This window comes from Wolbachia endosymbiont of Ctenocephalides felis wCfeJ, from assembly GCF_012277315.1.
Taxonomy (GTDB): Bacteria; Pseudomonadota; Alphaproteobacteria; order Rickettsiales; family Anaplasmataceae; genus Wolbachia.
The window spans coordinates 656,064-675,855 of record NZ_CP051157.1 but is presented as its reverse complement, the minus strand read 5'-3'; the positions used below and the strand labels follow the sequence as shown (position 1 = coordinate 675,855).

Annotated in this window: 16 protein-coding genes, 1 tRNA gene and 1 pseudogene; 10 read left to right on the top strand and 8 right to left on the bottom strand. The window is 36.0% G+C overall.

Annotated elements, in window-relative coordinates; translation table 11 throughout:
* Positions 1-4 precede the first annotated feature (4 nt).
* Complete coding sequence (locus HF196_RS03275) at positions 5-3,793, top strand: tetratricopeptide repeat protein (RefSeq protein ID WP_168455796.1); 3,789 nt, start codon at positions 5-7, stop codon at positions 3,791-3,793.
* 34 nt (positions 3,794-3,827) lie between these two features.
* Positions 3,828-4,238, top strand: a complete 411-nt coding sequence (locus HF196_RS03270; RefSeq protein WP_369799947.1) for a tetratricopeptide repeat protein — start codon at positions 3,828-3,830, stop codon at positions 4,236-4,238.
* Between the two features lie 30 nt (positions 4,239-4,268).
* On the opposite strand, the gene odhB is transcribed toward HF196_RS03270, so the two are convergent.
* Together odhB and HF196_RS03260 are read right to left on the bottom strand one after the other, a co-directional pair.
* Complete coding sequence (gene odhB, locus HF196_RS03265; protein ID WP_168455794.1) at positions 4,269-5,441, bottom strand: 2-oxoglutarate dehydrogenase complex dihydrolipoyllysine-residue succinyltransferase; 1,173 nt, start codon at positions 5,439-5,441, stop codon at positions 4,269-4,271.
* 334 nt (positions 5,442-5,775) lie between these two features.
* A tRNA-Asn gene (locus HF196_RS03260) sits at positions 5,776-5,847 on the bottom strand.
* 171 nt (positions 5,848-6,018) lie between these two features.
* Here HF196_RS03260 and HF196_RS03255 point away from each other — a divergent pair.
* Positions 6,019-7,218, top strand: coding sequence for a ribonuclease D (locus tag HF196_RS03255; RefSeq protein ID WP_168456278.1), 1,200 nt, complete (start codon positions 6,019-6,021; stop codon positions 7,216-7,218).
* On the opposite strand, the gene coaE is transcribed toward HF196_RS03255, so the two are convergent.
* Positions 7,201-7,788, bottom strand: coding sequence for a dephospho-CoA kinase (gene coaE, locus HF196_RS03250; RefSeq protein ID WP_168455793.1), 588 nt, complete (start codon positions 7,786-7,788; stop codon positions 7,201-7,203). The two genes, HF196_RS03255 and coaE, sit on opposite strands and share 18 nt — an antisense overlap.
* A gap of 176 nt (positions 7,789-7,964) precedes the next feature.
* Between coaE and HF196_RS03245 the strand changes: the two genes are divergently transcribed.
* The 3 genes from HF196_RS03245 to HF196_RS03235 all read left to right on the top strand — a co-directional run bounded on the left by HF196_RS03245 (position 7,965) and on the right by HF196_RS03235 (position 11,376).
* Positions 7,965-9,368, top strand: a complete 1,404-nt coding sequence (locus tag HF196_RS03245; RefSeq protein WP_168455792.1) for an NAD(P)H-dependent flavin oxidoreductase — start codon at positions 7,965-7,967, stop codon at positions 9,366-9,368.
* Positions 9,369-9,518: 150 nt separating this feature from the next.
* Entirely contained in the window at positions 9,519-10,400 is an 882-nt protein-coding gene (locus HF196_RS03240) for an Rpn family recombination-promoting nuclease/putative transposase (RefSeq protein ID WP_168455791.1), read from the top strand.
* Between the two features lie 199 nt (positions 10,401-10,599).
* The gene (locus HF196_RS03235) at positions 10,600-11,376 is read left to right on the top strand and encodes a hypothetical protein (RefSeq protein ID WP_174855511.1); all 777 of its coding nucleotides are present in this window, start codon (positions 10,600-10,602) and stop codon (positions 11,374-11,376) included.
* Positions 11,377-11,753: 377 nt separating this feature from the next.
* Here HF196_RS03235 and HF196_RS03230 read toward each other — a convergent pair whose 3' ends face one another.
* Complete coding sequence (locus HF196_RS03230; RefSeq protein WP_168455790.1) at positions 11,754-12,749, bottom strand: ribonucleotide-diphosphate reductase subunit beta; 996 nt, start codon at positions 12,747-12,749, stop codon at positions 11,754-11,756.
* A 131-nt stretch (positions 12,750-12,880) separates the two neighbouring features.
* Here HF196_RS03230 and HF196_RS03225 point away from each other — a divergent pair, with 131 nt between their 5' ends.
* Positions 12,881-13,219 (top strand): outer membrane protein assembly factor BamE, encoded by a 339-nt coding sequence (locus HF196_RS03225; RefSeq protein WP_168455789.1) that lies wholly within the window; start codon positions 12,881-12,883, stop codon positions 13,217-13,219.
* 138 nt (positions 13,220-13,357) lie between these two features.
* On the opposite strand, the gene HF196_RS06015 is transcribed toward HF196_RS03225, so the two are convergent.
* A complete protein-coding gene (locus HF196_RS06015; RefSeq protein WP_256359369.1) occupies positions 13,358-13,480 on the bottom strand; it encodes a hypothetical protein in 123 nt (40 codons plus the stop codon).
* 190 nt (positions 13,481-13,670) lie between these two features.
* Between HF196_RS06015 and HF196_RS03220 the strand changes: the two are divergent.
* Positions 13,671-13,808 (top strand): annotated as a pseudogene (locus HF196_RS03220) (IS5/IS1182 family transposase); the annotation flags it as partial.
* A 208-nt stretch (positions 13,809-14,016) separates the two neighbouring features.
* Here HF196_RS03220 and HF196_RS03215 read toward each other — a convergent pair.
* The 3 genes from HF196_RS03215 to HF196_RS03205 are packed head-to-tail and all read right to left on the bottom strand — an operon-like array spanning position 14,017 to position 16,979.
* Positions 14,017-14,607 (bottom strand): CvpA family protein, encoded by a 591-nt coding sequence (locus HF196_RS03215; RefSeq protein WP_168455788.1) that lies wholly within the window; start codon positions 14,605-14,607, stop codon positions 14,017-14,019.
* A 56-nt stretch (positions 14,608-14,663) separates the two neighbouring features.
* Positions 14,664-15,260 (bottom strand): riboflavin synthase, encoded by a 597-nt coding sequence (locus HF196_RS03210; protein WP_168455787.1) that lies wholly within the window; start codon positions 15,258-15,260, stop codon positions 14,664-14,666.
* 60 nt (positions 15,261-15,320) lie between these two features.
* Positions 15,321-16,979 carry a hypothetical protein gene (locus tag HF196_RS03205; RefSeq protein WP_168455786.1) on the bottom strand — a complete coding sequence of 553 codons (1,659 nt, stop codon included), beginning with the start codon at positions 16,977-16,979 and terminating at the stop codon, positions 15,321-15,323.
* 144 nt (positions 16,980-17,123) lie between these two features.
* Here HF196_RS03205 and pheS point away from each other — a divergent pair, with 144 nt between their 5' ends.
* Together pheS and HF196_RS03195 are read left to right on the top strand one after the other, a co-directional pair.
* Complete coding sequence (gene pheS, locus HF196_RS03200) at positions 17,124-18,167, top strand: phenylalanine--tRNA ligase subunit alpha (protein ID WP_168455785.1); 1,044 nt, start codon at positions 17,124-17,126, stop codon at positions 18,165-18,167.
* The gene (locus HF196_RS03195; protein ID WP_168455784.1) at positions 18,168-19,406 is read left to right on the top strand and encodes an NTP transferase domain-containing protein; all 1,239 of its coding nucleotides are present in this window, start codon (positions 18,168-18,170) and stop codon (positions 19,404-19,406) included.
* Positions 19,407-19,792: the final 386 nt, after the last annotated feature.

The window sequence follows — 19,792 nt, the reverse complement described above, 5'->3', positions numbered from 1 at the left end:
AGTTATGCACGGTAATATCTACCAGCTAAAGGTATTGATGCTATTTTTGCATCGCGGAGTGCTCTATCAGCACTCTTTTCGCTTAGGCACAGAAATAGAAGAGGCCAGAAAATTCGATGATTTAGTACTCGAAGGTACCCAAGGCAGTAAAAAAGTATACCGCTTTTTGCAAGCTAAACACACACAAGATGAAGATAACAAGAAAATTGGAGTAGGAAGCTTACTTACAAAAGATAAAAGCGGTGAATTTGGATTAGCAAAATATTTCATCTCTTATCTAAAGATTAAAAATAATCAAGATTTTGCAGATGGTAACCTAAAAGATTTTATTATCTGCACTAATATCGATTTTGATCTGGATCAAAGCACAGCACAAAATACAGTGAAAAAGTTGAAAGTAAAAACTTCAGGACCAAACGAGGGAATAGAAATTTTAGTTGAAGTAATCGACACTAGTGATGTCTTTTTTAAAGATGGTGGCACTAGATATAGGTTCTTTTATACTGGCAATGACATTATTTCAATAATGCAGCCATTATTTAAGAGCGCTGTAGAAGAGGGGATAGAAAAACTTCAAAACAAGCCAGATCAAAACTCAAAAAGGAAATTGGAAAGAAATCAGACGTGGCAACGCGAGTTTGGGCGAATGATGAATGAAGGTAGGTTAGAAGACAATATAAAAGAATTTTTTGATAAGTTAGTATTTGCAGTAAATCAGCCTAACGAAATCAAACTAGCGGATATTATCAAAAGTGAGCTGGGTGAGCAATTTAATGATATTGACAGAAAGAATGTTTACGCTCGCTTCCAAGAAGAAATGCTAGATTGGCTGAAAGAAAAAGGGGGACGTTTTCTTACACATGAAGATGGAAGAGAATTCTTTCGCAAGATGAAAGAAGAAATCTTAGGAGGCTTTCGATTCGAGGTGAGAAATCCAGTAGGATCGTTTACTGGAAGGATAGAGGAACTGGGAAAACCGGGAGAATCGGGGAAACTGCACACATTAATACAAAAAAATCAAGGTGTAGCCACAGTAATATCGCAACTGGTTTCTATCTGTGGTTTGGGAGGAATAGGTAAAACTGAACTAGCCAGAAAATATATTGAAAAGCACAGTAAAGATTATGACAACAATATTATATGGATAAATGCTGCAACCTATGAAGCTATGGCGCAGTCTTTTTTCAGGTTAGCTAAAGGTCTTTTAGGCATTCCTACAGAGGATAGGGATATTAAATCTATTGTAAGAGACGTATACGCTTTTTTTGCAAAGAGAAAAAGTCTCTTTGTTTTTGATAATGCAGAAGAGTATAGAAGTGAAGGTCAAGATGCTGGTATTAGTCAATTTTTACCGTCCCACTTTTTATCATCTGATGATAATAAACCTAGTGTTCTGATTACCTCTCGCAATCAGAAATGGGGAGATATAAAGGCATTACCATTGGGTACATTTACTGAAACAGAGTCAATAGACTTCATTAGAAAAGCATTGGATATAAAGGATGGATCACAAGAAAATGAAATAAAGAATTTAGCAGAAACATTACAGCATTTTCCTTTAGCTCTGCAGCAGGCAGTTGCATACATAAAAGAAAGGGATATAGCATTAAAGAATGTAGGCTTGAGGTTTGAAATCAGTGATTATTTAAAGAGGTATAAAGAAGAAGCAGAAAAGTTACTTGATTTTAAGTTTCCTAAAGACAGCGACAATAGCTACACCGAGACAACTTTTATAACCTGGAGAATTACTATTAATAAAATCAAAGATGACCCAGAGTATGGTCAGCAAGCTAAGGAAATTTTAGACACCATCGCCTACATTGCTCCTGACAACATTCCTGTAGAAATGTTTTTAGGATTAGAACACAACAGAGAAAAGTTAGGTGATGCCATTCAACTACTTAAGCAGTATTCAATGGTCAACTCAGGAGAAGAACGAAGTTCAGTCAGCGTTCACAGGCTAGTACAGCAAGTAACAAGAATAGAGTTAGAAAAACAAGGTAAGGACAAAGTTATAAAGAAGACTTTTGAATTATTGAAAGAAAGCTTTCCTTATGGCAGTGACAAATTAGAAGATTATGCTAAAAAACGACAATTATTACCGCACTTAGAAGCGTTCTCATTACATATAGATGATTGGCTAAAAGAAAATCATTCAGAAAAGCAAACAATAGAAAGGGACTACCTTATATATTTGTTAATATGGATGGATAATGGATACTCTGATTTAGGTAATCCCAGAAGACAAAAGGAGTTACTTGAACGGGCTTTATTTATCCTTGAGAAACATTATGGCTCTGATCATCCTACAGTTGCCAGAGCACTAGAAAACTTAAGTATCGCTTATGATGCTTTAGGTAATCACCAAAAAGCAAAAGAATTGCTCGAACGAACTTTAGCAATCAAAGGGAAGCTCTATGGACCTGATGATTTTCAAGTTACTATTACACTGGCAAATCTCGGTAACGTCTATAGGGCTCTAGGTAATCCTCAGAAAGCAAAAGAGTTGCTTGAACAGGCTTTGCTTATCTTTAAGAAACATTATGGCCATGATCATTTTGAAGTTGCTAAACCACTGGCAGCCCTAAGTAACGTTTATGGGACTTTAGGTAGCCCTCAAAAACAAAAGGAGTTACTTGAACAAGCTTTATCCATCCTTGAGAAACATTATGGCTCTGGTCATCCTGAAGTTGCTAAACTGCTGGTAAATCTAGGTGGTGCTCATTATGCTTTAGGTGACCCTCAAAAAGCAAAAGAGTTGCTTGAACGGGCTTTAGCAATTGATAAAAAACTTTATGACTCTGATCATTTTCGAGTTGCCATTGCACTGATAAACCTCGGTAACGCCTATTACGCTCTAGGTAATCCTCAGAAAGCAAAAGAGTTGCTTGAACGAGTTTTGGCGATCAAAAAGAAACACTATGGTTCTGACCATCCTGAAGTTGCTAAACTGCTATCAAACTTAGGTAATATTTATGGGGATCTAGGTGATCATAAGAAACAAAGGGAATTGCTCAAACAGGCTTTAGCAATTCAAAAGAAGTACTATGGCTCTTACCATTTCGAAGTTGCTAGAGCGCTGACAAATCTTGGTAACGCTTATTATGCTCTGGGTGATCCTCAAAAAGCCAAAGGATTGTTTGAAAAAGCTTTAGCGATCGATAAGAAATATTACGAACCTGATCACTTTACGGTTGCCATAACACTAGTAAACCTTAGCAACGCTTATGGAGATTTAGGTGATTCTAAGAAGAAAAAGGAGTTGCTTGAACAGGCTTTACCTGCCTTGATGAAACATTATAGTTCTGATCATTTCGAGGTTGCCAAACCACTGGCAAACCTAGGTAGCGCTTACAGGAACTTAGGTGATCATCAGAAAGCAAAAGAGTTGTTTGAACGGGCTTTAGCAATTAAAGAGAGACATTATGGGCCTGATCATGTCCAAGTTGCTGGAATACTTACAAACCTTGGCATTGTTTATGGGGCTCTGAGTGATCACCAGAAAGCGAAAGAGTTGCTTGAACGGGCTTTGACAATTAAAGAAAAACACTATGGCTCTGATCATTTCCAAGTTGCTATTACATTAACAAACCTGGGTAACACTTATGGGGGTTTAGGTAATCATCAGAAAGCAAAAGAGTTGTTTGAACGGGCTTTAGCAATTGACAAGAAATATCATGGCCCTGATCACTTCCAAGTTGCTATTACACTAGAAAATCTTGGTACCATTTATGGTGCTTTGGGTAATCATCAGAAAGCAAAAGAGTTGTTTGAACAGGCCTTAGCAATTTAAAGAGAAACATTATGGCTTTGATCATTTTGAAGTTATCATTACACTGACAAACTTAGGTATTGCTTGTTACGCTTTATGTGATCTTCAGAAAGCAAAGGAGTTGTCTGAACGGGCTCTAGCAATTAAAGAAAAGCATTATGGCCTTGATCATTTCGAAGTTGCTAAGCTACTGGCAAACCTCGGTATCATTTATGGTGCTATGGATAATTTTCAGAAAGCAAAAGCGTTGCTTGAACGGGCTCTACCTACTTTTGAGAAACATTATGGCTCTGACCATTTTGAAGTTGCTGTTATACTGGTAAACTTAGGTATTGCTCACGGAGATTTAGGTAATCATAAGAAAAAGAAGGAGTTACTTGAGCAGACTTTACCTATTTTTGAGAAACATTATGGCTCTGGTCATATTCAAGTTGCTAAACTATTGGCAGAACTAGACAAAGTTTAGGTTTTTAGCAATAACAACAACTCACTTGAGCTACACTTCCAAAACTAGCCTGTTTGGATCTTCTATGTAATTTTTTATTTTAACGAGGAAGGTTACTGCTCCTTTGCCGTCGACTATTCTGTGGTCGTAGGAGAGAGCAATGTACATCATGGGTCTAATTTCAATTGAGTTGCCTACAGCAACTGGCCTGTTTTGTATACAGTGCATACCAAGTATTCCAGATTGCGGAGGGTTTATTATCGGAGTGGAAAGGAGCGAACCGTATACTCCGCCGTTTGAAATGGTAAATGTTGCACCTTCCATTTCTGACACTTGCAGCTTACCCTCGCGTGCTTTTTTACCAAGAGCAGCTAACGTCAACTCAATTTCCGCAAATGACATCTGGTCAGCATTTCGAATAACCGGCACAACAAGGCCTTTATCGGTGCCAACAGCAACACCTATGTCATAGTAATGTTTATATACAATTTCATCGCCTGAGATTTCAGCGTTAATTTCAGGAATCTCCTTCAGTGCTTGCACTGCCGCCTTTATAAAGAACGACATGAAACCCAGTTTTATTCCGTATTTCTTTTCGAAAGTTTCTTTATATTTTGCCCTGAGATCCATGACATTTTTCATGTCGATCTCATTGAATGTAGTCAGTATCGCAGCAGTGTTTTGCGACGCTTTCAAACGAGCAGCGATTACTTGCCTTATTTTGCTCATTTTTACTCGTTCTTCTCTTCGCTCCCCACTTGCTATACTTTTTGGCAGTTTGACCGCAGGCTGTTCAGCGCCTGTACTTTTGCTTATATGGCCTATTACATCCGCTTTGGTTATTCTACCTCCCATGCCAGTTCCTTCGACATTTTCTGCGCTGATTGCATTTTCCTCCATAATTTTACGAGCTGAAGGAGCGTCTTTTTTAGCAGGGCTTTTGCTTTTATCTTCTTTCTTTATTTCTTCTTTTACCTCTCCTACAGAGAGTTTCGCTAACAGTTGATCAGGGCTTATTACATCATCCTCTTTTACAAGAAATTCAGTTATTTGCCCTGAGGCCTCTGCGGTTAATTCAAGCGCCGTTTTGTCAGTTTCAATTTCAAAGATTAAATCATCTACTTTTACTGATTCGCCAACATTTTTCTTTATTTTGACTATACCTTCCGTGACTGATTCACCACCTAGAGTTTTTGGTGCTCTAATTTCTATAATTTTGCTCATAAAACAACCTTCTGTACAAACTTGCTATAATTTTATACATGAAAAGAACCATATAACAAACTAATAAATTTATTTATAGACTGCCCGGAAACTAGTAAACTTAGGTATATTACTTTTTTGATATAATCACTATCTTTTACTTTTTTACTCCCATCGTAATCTTTACCACTTTTTTCTCTAGTTTTAACAGACTTACTGCCTACTATATAAACGCTACCTACGGATTAGAAAGAGAATAGAGAAAAGAAGAAAAACAGGCTGAACTCCAGTATTTTAGGAACAAAGAGATAAAACAGACTATTGTGACGGATTTGAGTTATATTAAATTAGCATGCTCCCCGGGCCGGATTCGAACCAGCGACCAATTGGTTAACAGCCAACTGCTCTACCACTGAGCTACCGAGGAATAAACCGTTTTCAATTTACCATGTCGAGCGTTGATTGTAAACGGTTTTTGTGTGCTCTATGAGACTTCTAGTAATATTGCCCTTACAAAACGATAAAAAGCTCTGCCGGAAGGCATCGATTGCAAAAATTCAATTTAAGTGATAAAATAGCATTGTTAGATAAGAAATATATGTTAATTAGTACAACGTCGGATCTGGAGGACATATGTGAGAAGCTAATAGCAAAAAAACCAGAATTTATAGCTGTTGACACCGAGTTCATCAGGAATAACTCAGCCTACTATCCCAAACTATCGTTAATTCAAATTTCTTGCGGAGGTGAGAGTTTTGTTGTAGATGCGCTAGTACCAGAAATCGATTTATCACTAATTAAAAAAATAATGCTAAATCGAGAAATAATCAAAGTATTTCATAGTTGTCGACAGGACATAGAGTCTTTATTTACTGCATTCAAATGTATTCCCACTCCCATTTTTGATACCCAAGTTGCCGCTATGTTTTGTCATTATTACCATGACTTTATTGGTTACTCAAAAGTAGTAGAGCAATATCAAGGAGTAGCGCTAGATAAGATTAAAGCTAAAAATTCAGACTGGTTAAAGCGTCCGTTATCTGAGGATCAACTGGACTATGCAATAAGTGATGTAGTGCACTTACATGACCTACACAAAATATTGCACAATAAACTTGAAGAAAAAAATAGGATGGGATGGTTTCAAGAAGAGATGAAAGCAATAGTTGATATAAATAAGTATTTGCACAGTCCAAAAGATGCATGGAAGAGGATTAAATTTAATTACGAAGCAAATCCAAGATTGATATTAACTGTTAAAGCGGTGAGTGAGTGGCAAGAGACCTTAGCGCAACGCTATAATATGAATCGTAATAAAGTAATTAATAATTCTATAATAGTTGATTTTCTTGAAAAGAATGTAGAGTGTGTTGATGAGATTTTAGACGATCTAAGAAGGAATGCGAAAAATATAAAAGAGGAAGACTTATTAGAATTTATAGACATTTTCAATGAGAATGAAAAAGATTTTACACAGCAAAATTATGCTCCATCAAACAATTATGATAGATCTGTGCTTGATATACTCTCGATTGTTCTAGAGAGCGAATGTAAGGAAAATGACATATCAAGAAAGTTGGTTTCGTCAAAAGATGAGTTAGCTGGCTCAATATCAGGACAGACAGATAAGCTATTCAAGGGATGGAGGTATGATTTTTTCGGTAGATCAGTTGAGTCGTTCTTGAATGCAAATTCAAAGTTTGAAATTTCAGTGATGACATCTGTAGATAACACAATTAAAATTCGGAGTAATTTGGTAGAGGCAAACTGTGAATTAAAATCAACTGCTAAGATTTAACGAGTTTATTATGTCTTTTACTTGAAAAAAGACATGTTCTTTGCTTGTGCTGGTATCGATAGTAAAGTCACTCATCCTTCTTTTCTCCTCAATAGGTAACTGAATATTCGAAATTAGATCCAGTTTTTCTTTACCTATGTTACGCTCATTGAGTCTTTGATCTTGTACAACGCTATCTGCATGGACAAAAGCGACAAGGTCGCAGTATGAACCAAATCTCATTTCCAGCAAAAGTGGAATGTCCAAGACTAAAAGCTTCCTATTGGCCTTTTTCTCCCGAGCAATAAAAACTTCTAGTTCATTTCGTACAGCCGAATGAACTAAAGATTGGAACTGCTTCCAATTCTCATCATAGACTAGGAAATACTCAGATAGTACTGACCTATCTATTACCTCATTTACCACCGTTCCAGGAAAATTTTCTTCTGCGTAACTTATTATGCTTTTATCCGCTTTGTAAAGCTGGTGTACAACAGAATCAGCATCAAACAAGGCAGCACCAAACTCCTTAAAGCAATTTGCTACAAAGCTCTTTCCTACTCCAATTCCACCAGTTAACCCTATAATCATAAGCAAAATACATTAGTAAAACCATATCTACAGTAGCTGCTTTTTCTTGTATGTCTACTTCAAACCTGGATTTGGTTGCATAAAACGTCACAAAAAAATAATAGCTATTATTTTTTTAGTAATTCAGTAAAATAGAATAGATTAAGTAAAACAGAATAAAAGATTACGAGGAAGACTTGAAAAATAAGATAGAAAAAATAGTGATTTCAGGAAAGGAAGTTTGGCCGATCATTGAGGGCGGCAAGGGCATTGCAATTAGCGATGGAAGATCAAGTGGAGCATTTGCTGCAGCAGGTGCTGTAGGCACATTTTCTGGTGCAAACGCTAAGCTTATTGATGATAATGGTGAGTTAGTGCCACTGATTTACAAAGGTAAAACAAGAAATGAAAAACATGAGGAGTTGATAGAATATAGTATCAAGGCTGGAATTAGTCAGGCAAAAATAGCAAATGAAATATCACAGGGCCATGGAAGGGTACATATGAATGTGTTGTGGGAGATGGGAGCAGCAGAACGTGTACTTCATGGTATACTAGAAAAGGCAAAAGGCTTGGTTCATGGTATTACCTGTGGTGCTGGTATGCCTTACAGGCTTGGAGAAATTGCAACTAAATATCAGGTTTATTATTACCCTATTATTTCATCAGTACGTGCTTTTAAAGCATTATGGAAGCGTGCTTACCAAAAAGTATCTTCTTTTTTGCTTGGTGGAGTAGTGTATGAGGATCCATGGCTTGCTGGAGGACACAATGGACTAAGTAATAGTGAGGACCCGCAGCTACCACAAGCTCCATTTGAGAGGGTTGCAGAACTTAGATCTTTCATGAACGAGGTCGGTCTTTCGGAAACGCCAATTGTTATGGCAGGGGGAGTGTGGCATTTAAAAGATTGGGAACGTTGGTTTGACAATCCACAAATTGGACCAATAGTTTTTCAGTTTGGCACTCGCCCACTTTTGACAAAGGAAAGCCCAATTTCCACGGAATGGAAAAAGAAGCTACTCACTTTAGAAGAAGGTGACGTATTTTTAAATAAATTCAGTCCAACAGGATTTTATTCATCCGCAGTAAGAAATAACTTCATACGTGAGCTACAGGAACGGAACTCACATCAAGTGAAATTTTCAGAGAGTGCCAGCGAAGAGTTCAATAGTGAATTTGCAATGGGTAGCAGAGGTAGAAAGATTTACCTCACTGCAAAAGATAAAGAACTGGCAAATACGTGGACTAGGACAAGATATACAGAAGCAATGAAAACTCCAGATACAACTGTGATTTTTGTGACACCAGACAAATTTGCGGAGATAAGACAAGATCAGATCAATTGCATGGGATGTTTGAGCCATTGTCTCTTTAGCAATTGGAAAGATCATGGCGACCATTCAACAGGGCGAAAGCCAGATCCGCGGAGTTTCTGTATACAAAAGACACTACAAAACATTATACACGATGGTGACATTGAAAATGAACTCATGTTTTCCGGACACAATGTGTATAAATTCAAGCAAGACCCGTTTTATGAAAATGGCTACGTACCGACAGTAAAAGAGTTGGTGGAAAGAATATTGACTGGATATTAAGTCAGTGGCTATTGTAGAAATTTTCACCTTATAAAATTTCACTACCTGCTTTAACAAGTTTTTCTGCCATACCCTGAATAAATATCAAAAAGGATTGAATATTTCTACAGAATAGTGTATAATTATTAATACTTTTTAAGTTCATTTGTTATGGCTTTTTCTAAATTTCTCGATCCAAAATTGGACTTAACCTTCAAGAAAATCTTTGGTACTGAAAAAAATAAGAAGATCCTTATCCATTTTTTGAACGATATTCTAGGGTGTACTGAAGTTAATACTATACAAGAAATAGAATTTATCAGCACCATTTTGAATCCTGAAATTGCCTCTGAGAGACAAAGTATAGTTGATGTTCTCTGTCAGGATTCTGTTGGCAACAGATTTGTGGTTGAAATGCAGCTTACTCGTGATAAAGGTTTCGAAAAACGCGCTCAATATTATGCTGCTAAAGCTTACTCAAGGCAAGTTGGTAAGTATGCTAATTTACAGAAGATCTTCTTTATTGCAATTTCAAATTGTGTTTTATTTCCTGATAAGTCCAATTACATATCTAGCCATACCATCAGAGATGAGAAGACTAATGAGCATGACTTACAAGATTTTCAATTTGTGTTTATTGAACTACCTAAATTTCCTAAAAATAAAGTAGAGCAATTAACAAGCATAGTAGAACGCTGGTGTTACTTTTTCAAGCATGCAGAAGAAACCACTGAAAAAGATCTAAAGAAGATTGCAAGAGAAGCGCCTATAATAAAGAGAGCATATGATGAATTAGACAGGTTTAACTGGAATGAAAAAGATCTAACGGCATATGAAGAAAGAATAATGGATCTTTACAAAGAGGAAGCTATCCTTGAATATAAACTTGAGACTGCTGAAGAAAAAGGTCGAGAAAAAGGTATAAAGAAAGGGAGAGAAGAAGGAAAAATTGAAGTCGCAAAAAACCTACTTAAAGCTGGAGTATCGATTGACTTAATAGCTGAATCTACTGGCCTTACTCAAGCTAAAATTTTACAACTTAAGCAAGCCTAAGCGTCACAGTTTTCTTCATGGCTTTTTTAGTAGCCTGTACATTATAAAAATTTTCACCTTATAAAATTTCACTACCTGCTTTAACAAGTTTCTCTGCCATACTCTGGGTGGATGTTTGAATTAGGCTTAAGTTGACAAGAAGATGTTATTTTATTATAATAAATGTTTATTAATTTAGTTTTAATTTAATGGGGTATTTATGATAGTGAGTGAGAGTGTTTTAAAAAGGTATGCACTTGCCTATATAAAAAAATCTGGTAGTAACAATAATGTTCAAGAATTTTTACAGCACTGTAATAATGCACGAAATTTAACTTGGAGTGAAGAGAATTTTGACAAGAAATATGAAGAATTCATATCAGCTAACAGGGACAATACGAGGAACATAAATAATCAATATAATGCAGGAAACAATGTAGGTTCTCAAACTACATACATACATGTACACAATAAAGGTTTTGATTTTTGGGATTTTTTACTATTACAATGTTGTATTAATTCTTTATTTGGCGGGCGCAGTCACACTACAGTTATAAATCATAACTACGGTACCCCTTCAGGTGCTGTAGATAAGAGCGAAGATAGAAAGTTATTAGCTTTAGGTATAGCAGTTACAGCTGTATGTGTTGCTTTCCATGGTCTTATGTGCTATTTTTATTATAGCAGTAAAAAAGAAGCTAGAAAATCAGAAAAAATAGATTATCTGGATAATAAACTTAAAACGTTCAGAAATATAGAATTTGCAGTTAGTGCAATTTCTTTAGCAGCTTTGGTAGCTTGTGTGTTTTATCCAGTTTTACCAATGTGGGGTTTAGCTGTTCTTGGCGTTAATTCTCTTGTATGTTTTGCTGGTGGTTTAGCTTTTCAAATGAAGCATGATAAAGAATCAGAGGATATCGAGAAGGCTGAAACAGCGGTCAAAGGTTGTATAGCTAGCGGATATGTGGAAAGCCCCCCTTACTGTCTATTTAGGTAGCCGATACACAACTGTATGAACATTGCAATTAGCAGGTAATTTGCGTAACAGACGGTGTCGTCCCTGCGGCTTCAATGATATCATCCTAGTAGCTGGCACTGGGGTCCACTTTTTTTACTGGATTCCAGCGTCACGCGCTGGAGTGACACCCTTTGATGAAAATAAGAAACCTCTTAATTTTCGATTCTGTATAAAAATGAAAATAAAGCTTTATCTATTTGTGTAGATGAACATAAGAACCTCTTATTTTCGATTCTATACAAAAATGAAAATAAAAGAGGCTTTCTGCTTTTTTCTCCAGCTACTACGACACCTCAATATGGCAAAATTCACTCAAACAACTGTGTCACGCATTAGAACGACAAAAAAGAGTGAAACTAGCGCTCTTTATCATCAGTATCATTTTCAGCGAAAGCTTCCTCCCATGTGCCTTGAGTTGCCGCGCGGCTATATTCTGTTACTCTATTTTCAAAGAAATTCGTATGTTCCACACCATTTAGTATTTCATCAAGCCATGGAAGGGGATTGTCGTTAATACCATATATGGGTTTAAGACCCAATTGTGTTAATCGCCTGTTTGCTATGTAGCGTATATAATTGCGCACTTCTTCTGCAGATAGTCCTTCGACGTCCCCTAAATCAAAAGCAAGCTTTATAAACTCGTCTTCAAGTCCAACGATAGTGCGGCATGCAGAATATAATTCCTCTTTGAATTCCTCATTCCAAATTTCATTATTCTCTTTAATAAACGTGTTGAATAAATTGATAATCGAGTTGGTGTGCAAGGTTTCATCACGTGCTGACCAGGCAATTATTTGTCCCATGCCTTTCATTTTTCCAAAGCGTTGAAAGTTGAGTAAAATTGCAAATGATGCAAACAACTGCAATCCTTCGGTAAACGCACCAAATACTGCTAGAGTTTTAGCTACATGTTTTTTATCGTGTTTTTTACTCTCTTCAAACTCCAACATATACTCATACTTCTTTCTCATAGCATCATATTTTAAGAATGCCTGATACTCACTTTCTGGCATGCCGATTGTGTCTAGAAGGTATGAATAGGCTGCAATGTGTATGGTCTCCATGTTGGAAAAGCTTGCAAGCATCATACATACTTCTGTTGGCTTAAATATATTTGAATAATGCCTCATATAGCAATTATTTACTTCAATATCCGCTTGAGTGAAAAACCTAAAGATCTGAGTCAGCAAATTTTTCTCTACATTTGAAAGCTTGGTTTTCCAATCCTTCACATCATCAGCAAGCGGAACCTCTTCCGGTATCCAATGTATCCTCTGTTGTTGTAACCACGCATCATATGCCCAAGGATAATTAAAAGGTTTATATATTGGATCTGATTCTAATAATGACATAGGACACCTAATTGTTTTCTAAAGTAAATATTATATTAAGTGATACCAAAAATCAGTCAATTTAACTTTTGCAAAATTTGACTATAGGTAGTTTACTAGTGTACTATAGTTTCACAGTGATTTATTAAGAGATGCGAATATTAATATCCTTAGTTTTATTATTTTTAATAAGCTGCACACACACTATTCACAATCACGGAGCTCCAGGAATTAGTGTTGAATTGTGGAGCAAGATAAAAATAGGTGATGATAAAGAAAAAGTAGTTCATACTTTGGGATCACCAACATTAATATCTGAATTTGATCAAAATATTTGGTATTATATCTCATATAAAATCAAACAGTCCAATTTTTTAGGAAAAAGAAAGTATAGTAGTAAATCTTTGCAGATTTCATTCGATCAAGATGATAGAGTTGCAGATATGAAAGAAGTTGACGTTTCAGAAAGAGCTTTGGTTGGCATTAATTGAAGACCTGCTGACCATACTGTAAGGTAGTAAAATTTTAACTGTACATTACTTGATGTCATTCAAGTAGTCTTTTTTTCTGACATTCCAGCGCCCTTTTCCTGTCATCCAAGTAGCTGATACTGGGATCCATTCTTTTTTCTACTGGATTCCAGCGTTACGCGCTGGAATGAAGGGGTTATGGATGTCATCTGAATGGCCCAACGATGTCATCCCACCCAGTACCTTTTTTTTGTCATCCGAGTAGCTGACACTGGGATCCACCCTTTTTCCTAGATTCCAGCGTCAAGCGCTGGAATGACACCATTTGATGAAAATAAGAAACCTCTTATTTTCGATTCTGCGTAAAAATGAAAATAAGGCTTATCTTAATGGTGATAGACTTCTTGCATTATGGTTGTACGAATATTGCAATCAACAGGTAATTTGCGTAACAGATGGTTTCCATCCCTTTAGAATGAGAGTAGAAAATAAGATCCGAGAGATAAAGATATTTAAGATTATGTCGAATGTTTATCGCAATTTTCAGAAAAAATATAACCTGAGGTTCAATATCATTGCTGGTATTGTGAATCTTAAGCACTCCTTTTAGTTAACCTTGACTCTCCTTTCCTTTTTTTTATCGCTTGATTCGCAGCAGGTCCTCCGTTATTTTAGCGCGCAGCACATAGCTGCATGAACCTATATGTGTCAAAAACATAACTTTTTTAAGATTGTTTTGAGCCATTTTAACCTATTATATTAATGAGAAAGTAGAAGGAAGAACATTCCCAAAGGTTATCGTCTAACAAGCATTGGTACTACTTTTCTTTCTTATTATCCTCATACTTTTCTTGGTCAGTTATTTCTCTGCCAATCTCTTTTATTTTTAGTATCAGCGACTCTGGCACGTACATGTCAACTATGTCTTCTACTGTTGCAAACAAGGCCTGATAGGAATGCGAATTTATTACCCAATTAGGCAATATATCTTCTGCTTCTATTTTAGATTGTCCCTCTTTTTTGTCATACGCTACATAGCAATATAAGTGCACGGCAAAGAATAGCACATAAGAAAGCAATATTCCCCTGAATACTCCGATACAAATTCCTGTAACTCTATCGACTAATCGCAACCTTATAGGTAATAATATGTACATCAACCAGTTGTTTATTACCATAAATATGAGGTTAAGTATAATAAATACAGAAAGTGCAGAAAGTATGTTCTGCGTAGCTTGAGAGTCAAAATACTTGCTATAATTTATAGTGAAGAAATCATAATGATTGACTGTTAGAAAGATCGCTAAGAATAAAAACATTAGTGCGCATAGCTCTTTTATAAACCCTCTGGTTACCGAGATTACTACGCATAAAACAATAATAAAGATAATTATACAATCAAAAAACATGCTATATATTATATGATTTCCAAGATATAATAATTGCAAACAACTAAATTGTAAAACTAATTGTATTGATGCCGAATTAGTTGGTCTAAATACCGGGCAACCATATCAACTTCTAAATTAAGGTAATCGCCCACTTTGTTATACTGAAAAGTTGTGTTTTTCCATGTGTAAGGAATAATATTTACTGCAAACTCTCGGTCAGTCACTGAATTTATTGTCAGGGAAACTCCATCTAGAGTAACAGATCCCTTCTTTGCAATAAATTTAATTAGTTCTTCCGGACATGATAATTTGATTTCATGAGAATCCAAGTTTTGATTGATTGCTAGAATTTGTACTGTTTTATCTACATGACCTTGAACTAAGTGGCCATCGATCCTATCGCTTAATTTCATTGCTTGTTCTAGGTTCATTTTTTTTCCTACCTTCCATGTGCTTAGGTTAGAAACTTTCATAGTCTCTTGAGACACTTGAACTTTTAACACATCATTAATTATATCAACGACAGTTAAACACACACCAGAGCAGGCTACTGAATCTCCCTGATGTACAGAAAGTAAATTCTGCGCTTTAATATAAAAAATCTGGTTAGAGTTGGAACCGGTGGTGATATCAATTACAGTTCCGATGTTCGTGATAATCCCTTTAAACATATCATATAACCAAAATAATTATAGTTTATCGCGAAAAATCTTTTAAAACAGCCTATTATTTTATTGAGCGCGAGAAAGAAGACCGTTTCTACTTGCCTGCTCAATAGACTTTACCGAATATTCAGAGCATATAAAATAAGCCAAACCCAAAATACATAATGCAATCAATACTGGTAGCCCTACGTTCAATGCTAGTTCAATACTTTCTCTTTTTTCTATTGGCACTAACTCTTTTAAGATCGATGCTTTTCCCAGCGGCAAATGCCACAGGCAGAGCACTGATACAGAGGATGCTATCAAAAATAAACAAAAGTAAGTCTCTTTCGAGGAAAATACAGTTCTTAGTGGTGATTTGAGTGTAATATTAGCTGGCAATGGAGTTTGAGCTTTATTGATTGCTGGTAAAGGGTTTATAGATTTATTTGACAAAATTTCATGAGAAACGTTTTTATGCTGTGAAGAAGATTGGACGGAAAAGCCTGAAATTAATTTGAACAACTGCTCTTTTTTTCTACATATCTGCTTTTGTATATATTCCTTTGAAAAAGAGGACTTACCCGCTGGGTGCGATACTTCTAGTACTTCCAATACTTCTGATATTTCGCCTAGCTCTAATACTTCGTGTAATTGTTTATCTTGAAAATAAACAATATTAAATGTTGAGTTGAAAATGTTGTGAAATGTTTCTGGATCTTGATTTTTATATCCACTCATCACTTCAACAAATATTTCGTCGAGTCTCTTCCCCTGATGCTTAGCCAGATGATCTATCATAGCTGCTCTAGTATCACATAGAGCTTGTTTTACGGCAAATTGTTTTTCTTCTTCTGAGAGTTCCTGAACCCGCTTTCTTGATTTTGTTCTATTAGCTTTCAAATACTCTGTGTGTGACCTAGTTGCCTGACCATTCTCTGCACATTTTTGATGGTGATAAGTCACAGCTTTTTGTTCTCGTGTAAAAAGCTCCGGTAATTTCTGAAAGAAGAATTTCGTTTTATCAGAATCCGGTAAGCGAAAAAAAGACTTAAGCCAAGAAACATTTTCACGTATTGCAGCAACAATTACTGGTGCACGTGTTCCTTGCTCTTTACTACTTGCTAAATTATAGCCAAATGACTCTTTGCTTGCCACGTTTTGCTCGGTTTTATTCTGTTCTTGTTCATCTTTATTTTTAGCTTCTTTTACTTGTAGTACAGATTGACTTTGTTCCCTATTTTCAGTTCTTTCTGTAAGTTTTAGCTTCTCATTCAAGAATGATTCAATTTGTTGCAAGCCATTCAGGTTGATGTTTTTAACGTCTGTTTGTAGCGTTATCTTGATTCCCTGCAGGAGGATTTTGATCGGAGTATTACTTAAAAATTCTTCTACAGTTTTGCAATTATCAATTTCGTAGTAGTTATCATATAGTTCCTTACTTTTTTTCGGCACTTTTATGTTGACCTTGAGACTCCCTTCTTGAGAAAGGTAGATTTCAAAAAAACTAATTAAATGTTTCATTTGAGACAATACTGCATTCGAGATATCTTCATCTGCTGCTGTCAGCCTTAGCTTAAATGAAAACTCTTGTGTATCGCTTGCAATACTTCTTGAGCGAATAATACTAACCTCTACTACTTCATTAGAGAATATTGAACCTACCTCTTTAGATCTCTGCTTAAAGAACCCAGGCAAATCCTCTATTTTATACTCCTTCTCAGTCCCAGTGTCACTATTGTGCATATTTCTATTTATTAACTTGTTAATATAATCTTAAATAAAAAATATAATTAGTCAATAAATTAATAATTGGGTTGGATAATTTCTCAGATTGTTGATGATACTGAGGATTTCACTATAATGAAAGTTTAAGCTAACGTTTCTAGGATGAATAAAGAGCTACTGAATGAAATACCTTTACTTGAAGATAAAGCGGTTTCCGAAATTGAAAATACTTCTTCTTTACAAGATTTAGAAAAAGTCAGGCTATCATATCTAGGAAAAAAAGGTGTGATTAAAGCCTATTTTGACAGCTTAAAAAAGATAGAGGATGCAGAAAAAAAACGTAATTTAGGTGCGGTGATCAACGTTTTATGTAGTAAGCTAGATCAGCTTATAACAAGTAAAGAAAACACACTCAGAGCCGAGGAAATCAACTTTAAACTGCAAAACGAGGCAGTTGATATTACGCTACCTGTTAGGCCAGAAAGAATTGGTAAGATCCATCCACTGAGTAAAGTTACAAGTGAAGTAAAGCTCATTTTTGCACATATGGGTTTCAAAGCAGTCGATGGTCCTGATATTGAAGATGAATTTCATGTATTTGATGCACTGAACACTCCAAGTCATCATCCTGCACGAGAAGAGCAAGACACCTTCTATTTAAGGAACAAAATAAATGACAAAAGGATGGTACTGCGCACTCATACTTCGTCTGTACAGATTAGAACCATGGAAAAGACGAAAATTTTCCCGATTCAAATAGTAGCAGCAGGTAGAGTATACAGAAACGATTTTGATGCAACTCACACCCCTATGTTCCATCAGATGGAAGGGTTATATGTCAATGAAAATGTGAACATGGGCCAGTTAAAGTTTACTATTCACCGCTTTCTTAGGAAATTTTTTGGAGATAAGGGATTAAAGATACGCTTTCGTAACAGTTTCTTCCCTTTTACTGAGCCTTCTGCGGAGGTAGATATAAGTTATAAAGGTAGTAAATGGATAGAAGTACTAGGATGCGGTATGGTGCATCCAAATGTCTTTCAAAATGTCGGAATAGACCATACTAAATACAATGGTTTTGCGTTTGGCATCGGCATAGAAAGGCTTGCAATGTTAAAATACCAAATTGGCGACTTAAGGAGTTTCTATGACAACAGAGTCAACTGGCTCAACCACTATGGTTTTCATTTTTCATCCTTAAGATAAGTGACAAATAAAGCTTGTACATTTATTATACTTGCTGCCGGACACGGTAAGCGAATGAATTCAAACCTACCTAAAGTTCTGCATAAAATAGGAAATTTTTCCATGCTCGAGCATGTCATTTATAATGCAAAGCAATTAAACCCTCAAAATATAGCTGTAGTAGTTGATTTGCCTTTAACTCAAAGGCTAGAGTGCTCTGAAGATATACAATTAATTACACAGGAATCAACACTTGGTACAGGGGATGCAGTCAAAACTGCCATGAGAAATCTGAAGGAGTTACCAGACTCAAGCATAGTTGTTGTACAGTATGGAGACACTCCACTTATAAAAAGCAGCACGATAACTAAAATGGTCAGCTCTTTAAAAGGTAAGGCCCTAGTTTGTCTAGGTTTTAGGACAAACAATAAAGAGTATGGTAGGTTAATTATTGAGGATGATTCCCTAAAAGAAATCGTGGAAGCACAAAATGGTAAAGATAATGATAGAGAATTCCTTGCTAATGCTGGGATAATGGTTGCATATGCAAAGAATTTACGTGAATTGGTGGGGAAAATAGAGTGTAATAATTTGACAAAAGAGTATTATTTAACTGATATAGTCTCCATTGCAGTAAAAAGTAATTTAAATGTCGGTTATGTTATTACTGATGAAGAAGAAGCAACTGGCATAAATAACAGGAATGACCTTGCAAAAGCTGAGTTTTACTTTCAAGAAAACAAAAGAAGATTTTTTACCAACTCTGGAGTGACGCTTGTTGCTCCAGAGACTGTTTTCTTCTCTCTTGACACACAAATTGGTATAGATTCGACTATTTACCCATATGTTTTTTTTGGTCCTGGGGTGAAAATAGGATCTGGAGCTAGAATCGGTCCATTTGCCAAGTGTGAAGGCACAACAATTGGTGCCAGTGCAACCGTGGGAAACTTTGTTGAAGTAAAAGCAAGTGATATAGGCATGAATACCAAAATAAAGCACTTGAGTTATATAGGAAATACCAAAGTAGGACCGGAAAGTAATATAGGTGCAGGTGCCGTTGTTTGCAACTACGACGGGAAAAAGAAACATGAAACACATATTGGAAGCAACTGCTTTGTTGGCGCCAATAGCTCACTTATTGCACCACTTAACGTTCATGATGAATCTGTTATTGCAGCAGGCAGTATTATAGTGAAGGATGTGCCAAAGAAAAGACTCGTAATAACAAGAAGAAAACAAATAATTAAGAGAATAAAGTAGTTTTATAATTTTCTTACTGAAGTTTACGAGCATATGCTTATAAGAAACGGTAGCCAGCCGGCATTCAGATTTTAAGAAGCAAAAGCAAAAAACCACTTGACGTTTCCAAAAAGTCTGCTTACCATATGATTGAAGCTAAATAAATAGCTTCAATCTGTGCAGATTAAACGACGAAAGTATCACGGTTGGCGTCTTATGTTTAATTTTTTGCACTATGTGCACCTCATGTCTTTATTAATTTTACCTAGACTTCTAGGTTTTTCCCTATACAAGCTGAAACGCGCTTATAAGTCGTTCAAGACAGTATAGTACGCCAATTTGCAGGATTAGAAAGTGAGCAACTTCTACCACAGGGTTTCTTTTGTCTTTTTTTCTGCTTAGTAAAT